Source organism: Glaciimonas sp. GG7 (assembly GCF_052976905.1).
The window spans coordinates 1-5,790 of record NZ_JBRIIQ010000160.1 but is presented as its reverse complement, the minus strand read 5'-3'; the positions used below and the strand labels follow the sequence as shown (position 1 = coordinate 5,790).

Annotated in this window: 6 protein-coding genes; all 6 read right to left on the bottom strand. The window is 55.6% G+C overall.

Annotation, left to right across the window (positions count from 1 at the left end; all coding sequences use genetic code 11):
* The coding region (locus tag ACVBEF_RS20300) for a flavin-containing monooxygenase (RefSeq protein WP_447125727.1) at window positions 1-782 on the bottom strand (782 nt) is incomplete at its 3' end.
* Complete coding sequence (locus ACVBEF_RS20295; RefSeq protein WP_447125726.1) at window positions 782-1,240, bottom strand: Zn-ribbon domain-containing OB-fold protein; 459 nt, start codon at window positions 1,238-1,240, stop codon at window positions 782-784. The genes ACVBEF_RS20300 and ACVBEF_RS20295, both read right to left, overlap by 1 nt.
* Before the next feature lie 77 nt (window positions 1,241-1,317).
* Window positions 1,318-2,505 carry a thiolase family protein gene (locus tag ACVBEF_RS20290; RefSeq protein WP_447125725.1) on the bottom strand — a complete coding sequence of 396 codons (1,188 nt, stop codon included), beginning with the start codon at window positions 2,503-2,505 and terminating at the stop codon, window positions 1,318-1,320.
* Complete coding sequence (locus tag ACVBEF_RS20285; RefSeq protein WP_447125724.1) at window positions 2,502-3,653, bottom strand: thiolase C-terminal domain-containing protein; 1,152 nt, start codon at window positions 3,651-3,653, stop codon at window positions 2,502-2,504. The genes ACVBEF_RS20290 and ACVBEF_RS20285 overlap by 4 nt, the downstream gene beginning before the upstream one ends.
* A 46-nt stretch (window positions 3,654-3,699) precedes the next feature.
* Window positions 3,700-5,313, bottom strand: a complete 1,614-nt coding sequence (locus ACVBEF_RS20280) for a class I adenylate-forming enzyme family protein (protein WP_447125723.1) — start codon at window positions 5,311-5,313, stop codon at window positions 3,700-3,702.
* A gap of 186 nt (window positions 5,314-5,499) precedes the next feature.
* Window positions 5,500-5,730 carry a tripartite tricarboxylate transporter substrate-binding protein gene (locus ACVBEF_RS20275; RefSeq protein WP_447125722.1) on the bottom strand — a complete coding sequence of 77 codons (231 nt, stop codon included), beginning with the start codon at window positions 5,728-5,730 and terminating at the stop codon, window positions 5,500-5,502.
* Window positions 5,731-5,790: the final 60 nt, after the last annotated feature.

The window sequence follows — 5,790 nt, the reverse complement described above, 5'->3', positions numbered from 1 at the left end:
GGCCGCACCCGGGGTGTCGCTGAGGCCCATTTTTCCGCTGCCGCTGTCGTATGAGTGGTGCGACGGAACGGCCACGGCATCCAACGCTTTTCAAGCTTGGCCAACACGCGTGACGTCGGCACACCAAACAACATGCGCGGCATCACCAGCACTGGTGAACGGGCCGAGATCGTGGTTGATGCAGTGACCACGCAAATGTCGGAGGCGATATCGACGGCGCTGTTGCCCATGCCAACCACCAACACGCGTTTGTCGCGGAATGGCTCAGGAACTTGATAGCTATTTGAGTGCAGATATTCGCCCTCAAAGTCGTCGCGCCAGGCGGCATGTTTCGGCACGCCCTGATGTCCGCTGGCAACCACGACGGCGCTGAACTCTTCGACGCTATCGTCAGCCAGCCGCACTTGCCAGCGGCCATCGACGTCAGCCCTGACTTCCGTAACGTTGGAGCGAAACCGAATATGCGGCACGATGCCGAAATGGTCAGCGTAGGATTGCAGATAGCGACTTACCGCGAAATGATCCGGGTATAACGCGCCATCTTCAGGAAACGGGAAATCTTTGTAGGCCGTAATGCGGGCCTCGGAATTCAAATGCAGCGAGCGGTAGGCCGGCGACAGGCCGTTATCGTTCTGATAGACCCACAATCCGCCGATAAAAGAGCCGAGCTCGTAGACCACGACCTCGACACCGCGTGCCAATAAATGCTTAGCAGCACACAAGCCTGCCGCCCCGGCGCCTATCACTGCTACCCGTTGCACAGACTTGGATGCCGCCGTCATCAGACTGCTTCCAGCTCGAACCAGAAATCCAACACGTCGCCAGTACGCACTTCTGCAAACTTGGTGACAACGCGGGTTTTCAGCGCCATTTGTTTAGCCGCGACTTCTGGATTAGTCAGATCGATGCCTTTGAAAAAACCACCGATCGCCGTATCCGCGCCATCGAGCAGTACATAACCGAAAGCATACGGCGGATCTGGCAAGCCTTGAAACGGCTCGTAGACCATAGTGAATGTTTCGATGCAACCGCCCGGACCGACTTCAACCCACTCAGTCGTTGGCTCCAAAGTCTGGTCCGAAAATGCGCGTGGCGGGACCAGTACACGACCGGTTTCGCCGCAACGACGACCATAAATTTTGCCATGATCGCGAATCTGCACGTAGAACCAGCTGGCTGTTTCTCCTAGTGCATGGTTGTAAGTAATGTTCCAAGCCTCGCGGCGTTTCAGCAGTTCCATTTTGTATTCCTTTAGAAATTTGATTGATGTTTGGTGCCCTCAACAATGATTGTCGAGGGCAGCTTTCATACTGAATGTTATGCCTCGATAACCATCGTGCCAAAAAACTGATGATCCCCGCCGTTGCCGCTGGCCACGCCTACGCGTGCGCCTTTAACCTGATGCGCCCCCGCCTTGCCCCATACCTGCAACGCCACTTCCGCTACGCGGATCATGGCCGTAACCGCAATCGCATTCGTACACAAGGTACCGCCCGATGGATTGACCGGAATCTCGCCGCCCAATGTGTAACGCCCTTGCCTCAATTGCGCAACCGAGGTCCCGACATCGGCCAGACCAGCTGCTTCGATGGAATGGAACTCCGTGTTACTAAACGGGGCATACAATTCGGCTACATGGATTTGTTTTTGCGGATCGGTGATCCCGGCCATTTTGTAAGTACGCTCAAACGAACGACCAAGTGCATACGCATCGGCATGGTCCGCATGGAATCCATTACCCATACGGTCGCCGATGTAATAGCTCTCCGAACAATGACCCAGACCAGTAATCCAGACCGCGTCCAGATTACGATCTTTAATATACTTTTCAGAGGCCAGAATCATTGCGCCACCGCCACTGGACTGCGGGCAGCAATCCATCAACTTGATAGGCCAGCTAATCATGCGTGAGGCCATGACTTCTTCAATCGTGGTGGTTTTGCGCAGATGGGCATTCGGATTCAATGAAGCGTGGTAACGGTTCTTAACCACGACTGCCGCCATATCTTCTTGCGACATACCGTACTTTTCCATATACCGCACCGCCGACATCGCCAGCATCGTGATCGTGCCTAACGGCAACGGACGCTCATAGATCGGGTCCCAAATTTTGTTGAGCACGGTTTGCGAGTCGCCGCATTCGCCCACCTTGTCAGCGCCCGCCGTCATGACGACGTCAGAGGCACCTGAAGCAATGTGGTAATACGCCGCAGCAACACTAGAAATACCGGTTGCGCCGCCGGTATTGATACGCAGAAAACGCTTGTTGCGTCCGCCCACGGCATCCACGCCCAGCCGCTCGGCGTTACCGATACCGACCATTGCGTCGGGCGACAGCGAATACACCGTCGCATCGATATCGTCGAACTCCAGCTGACCGGCTTGCATCGCCATCAGTACGGCTTCGCGCACCAAATCGGGATAACTGGCATCGTCACGCTTAGGCTTAAATGCGGACTGACCGATACCGATAATGCCTACGCGAGGTTGGTTTGTGCGACTCATTGTGCGCCTCCCAGATTTTTTCCAAATACCACAACGGTCTGATACATCATGGCCGGACCGCTGGCCGCATGCGCCAATACAGTCTCAGCCTTGGCTGCCTGATGTTTACCAGCCGTGCCCATGACTTGATTTGCCGCTTCAGCAATGCGCACTAGCCCACTGCAAAACACAGAATTAATGGACGCCACGCCGCCCGAAGGATTAAGAGTCGGTTGCGCATGCTCAGCCTTGACCACCTCAGCCCATTGCGCAGGCTCAGCAATACCCAGCGCTTGATACGCGAGTAACTCCTGATACGGCGTAGGTGCACAGATTTCAGCGATATCGATCTGCTTGATGCTCTCAATACCTGCATCATCAAAGGCTTGACGCGCCGCTGCTTGCAAAGCTGCCGCAGCGGTCAAATCACGGTCGCCTAGAAAAGCCGCCTCAGTCGCCCAACCCATGCCGCGCGTCCAGGCCGGATTAGTGATGCCTGCTTTTTTAACGTAATCTTCAGAAGCCAATACCAGCGCCACTGCGCCCGTGGTTGGCGCACGTAACATTTCAGCCCGGATCGGCCAGCGGATCGGATTCGATACGGCGATATCGGCAGCGTTATCGTGCGGACCGCTTGACTCCGGATAGGCCAGCGCGCCACGGCGACGGTTTTGTGCCACCAGTTGCGAGGCGATTTCCGGTGCTTGCGGCTGGGCTGCGATAAGTGCATTGGCTTGCAATGCAAACGAAGACAAATCATCGAGCGGTAGACGCCGATGGAAATACGGGTCAGCTCCCAGACGCTCAACTTCAGATAATGAAGAGGATTCAGTGACGCCCCAAGAAACGATTAACTGCGTCTCAAAGTGGGCAGAAGCAACCCGCAAGACGCCCATCACAAAAGCATGTTCGCCCGCCGATGGCGTCGACAAAATGTCGCGATCAACGCCACCCACCGAGCCGGACGCGGCCATGATCGAAATGGCGCGGCCATCGATCTGATCGTTTGAGGCGACGATGATGCCGTCTATCTCTTCTATAGCAATACCGGCACTTTTCAGTGCCGCTTGCGTTACCTCGTACAGAATTTCTTCGAGGGATTGTCGTTCCGAATGAATCGGGACCATGATGGCGGACCCGATAACGGCCGTAGGTCGATTAAGTGGCATAAATACCTCAGGAGTGAAACGCAACGATCAAGAGTCCGGCAGACTCTTAGGCCGAAGCGCGTTTTTGGGACGCGATGGCAGCCAGTGCCAAAGCGCGTTCGAGAGCCAGTTTCTTCAGTTCGCGCCGCTGCAATTTGCCCGTCGCCGTGAGCGGCAAGCTGATGCAGGATTCGATATGATCGGGATGCTTGTATTTAGAGGACTCCGCCGCACAGTGCTTAAGCAGCACGGCAGCATCGAAATCATCGGCCGATTTCGGTACCACAAAGGCGAAAATCAATTCACCGCGCAACGCGTCCGGCACGCCGGTGACAGCCACATCGAGCACCGACGGATGCTTGCGCAGCACAGCTTCTACCTCTGCTGGCGAGACATTGATACCGGCACGTTTAATCATCTCGCCGACCCGACCGACAAAGACAAAATCGCCGTCAGCATTAAGCATGCCGATGTCGCCAGTACGATAAAAACCATCGGACGTAAATGCGTAAGCATTTTGCGCCGAACTAGCACCCGAATAGCCGGTGGTTGTATATCCGCGTACCTCGGCCAGTCCCGGTGTGCCGGGTGCTGCCTCGTCGCCGCTGTCCTCGTCGATGAAGCGTATCTGCTGTCCCGGCAACATCGGCCCCTGACAGTAAGCGCGTCGTAATACCGGCCAGTGATGCCAGGTCACCGCGCAATTGCCGCAGGTTTCGGTCGCGCCATAGATATTGCACAACTCCGTTGCGCCCAGCGTCTCCACCGCAAACAAAAATTCTTCCGCGCTACCGATGGTCACGCCGGTGCGCAAACTGGACAGACGTTCCTTGCGATAGTCCTTGTGATACGCCAATGCCGACGTCATCGCTGGCAGCGTATAAATCGCGGTACAGCCTTCGCGCTCAATGATCTCCATTGCCAGCGCTGGCTCAAACTTCTCCATCAACACCAGCGTCGCGCCGTGGCTGAAAGTCGCCGGTAAAGCGTTGACGCCACCGAAGGCCCAAAACAACGGCGACGACAGCAATACTTTATCGTCCTGGGTCAAGCCCTCGCGTTCACCGATATTGAAACCGTTTTCGATCACCGCAAACTGCCGCAAAGGCACCGCTTTCGGCGCACTCGTTGAGCCGGAGGTATAGAGCACCATCGCATCCTCGACCGCACTGGGACCGGCACCGGGCGCCAATGCGCTGAAAGGTTGGGCGTTATCTAACTGCGTGTTGTAGTCAGGAAATACGGCATTGGTACACCCCAACAACCAAATCTGCTCCGGCACCGGCACGCCCGGCAAGCCTTGCAGCGCCACAAAATCGGCTTCAAAATCGCGCTCGCCGAAGCGGGCTGCGGAAACCAACAACGCCATCCGTGAATCGCCGAGCAAAAATGCCAGCTCATTACGGGTGGACCAGGTACTCAGCGGCACCAAAGTCGCTCCCAAAGCACCCGCCCCCAGACAGACATCGAGCCATTCGACGCGATTACTCAACAGCACGCCGACACGATCGCCACGCTTGACGCCGTTAGCCTGTAATGCGGCGGCAACACGCCCCGCCCGCTCGGCCAGCTCGCCATAGCTAAAACGCTCTTGCCCGCAGACCAGCGCGCAGGCTTGCGGTGCGCGTTGTGCTTGCTCGCGGACGAGTTCAATGAATGTTCTGCTGAAGGGTGAATACATTATTTATTAATCCAGTTTCTTTTAAGGTGTATTGGCATATAAATTTACAAACACCATAAAGTCCGTTCGGACTGAGTAGGCACAAAGTGCCGTATCGAAGATACGCAGACGTATGTATATACTTCGATACGCCCTATGGGCTACTCAGTACGAACGGAATTTCTTAAGCTCAAATATCAACATCCACTAATCTAATTTAGCGCCGGAAATTTGCACTAACTCTTTCCACTTCACCCGTTCGCGCTCAGCAAAGGCCATCGTGTCTTGCGGCGTGGCCCAGATCGCACGTGCACCGGTTTCAAGAAAGCGCTGCTGCAATTCCGGTTCGCTGGTAACGGCCTTTAAGGCCGCCGATAACTTGGCGATGATCGGTGCTGGCGTGCCTTTTGGCAGCACAAAAGTGCCCCATGAAGTCACAATAAAATCATCGATTCGTGCTTGTCCGTGGTACTCGGCATAGAACTACTGAGTCGGAGA

Coding starts and splice junctions, on each gene's coding strand:
- ACVBEF_RS20290 (WP_447125725.1), bottom strand. CDS start 2,505: ATGAGTCGCACAAACCAACCTCGCGTAGGCATTATCGGTATCGGTCAG.
- ACVBEF_RS20280 (WP_447125723.1), bottom strand. CDS start 5,313: ATGTATTCACCCTTCAGCAGAACATTCATTGAACTCGTCCGCGAGCAA.
- ACVBEF_RS20285 (WP_447125724.1), bottom strand. CDS start 3,653: ATGCCACTTAATCGACCTACGGCCGTTATCGGGTCCGCCATCATGGTC.
- ACVBEF_RS20295 (WP_447125726.1), bottom strand. CDS start 1,240: ATGGAACTGCTGAAACGCCGCGAGGCTTGGAACATTACTTACAACCAT.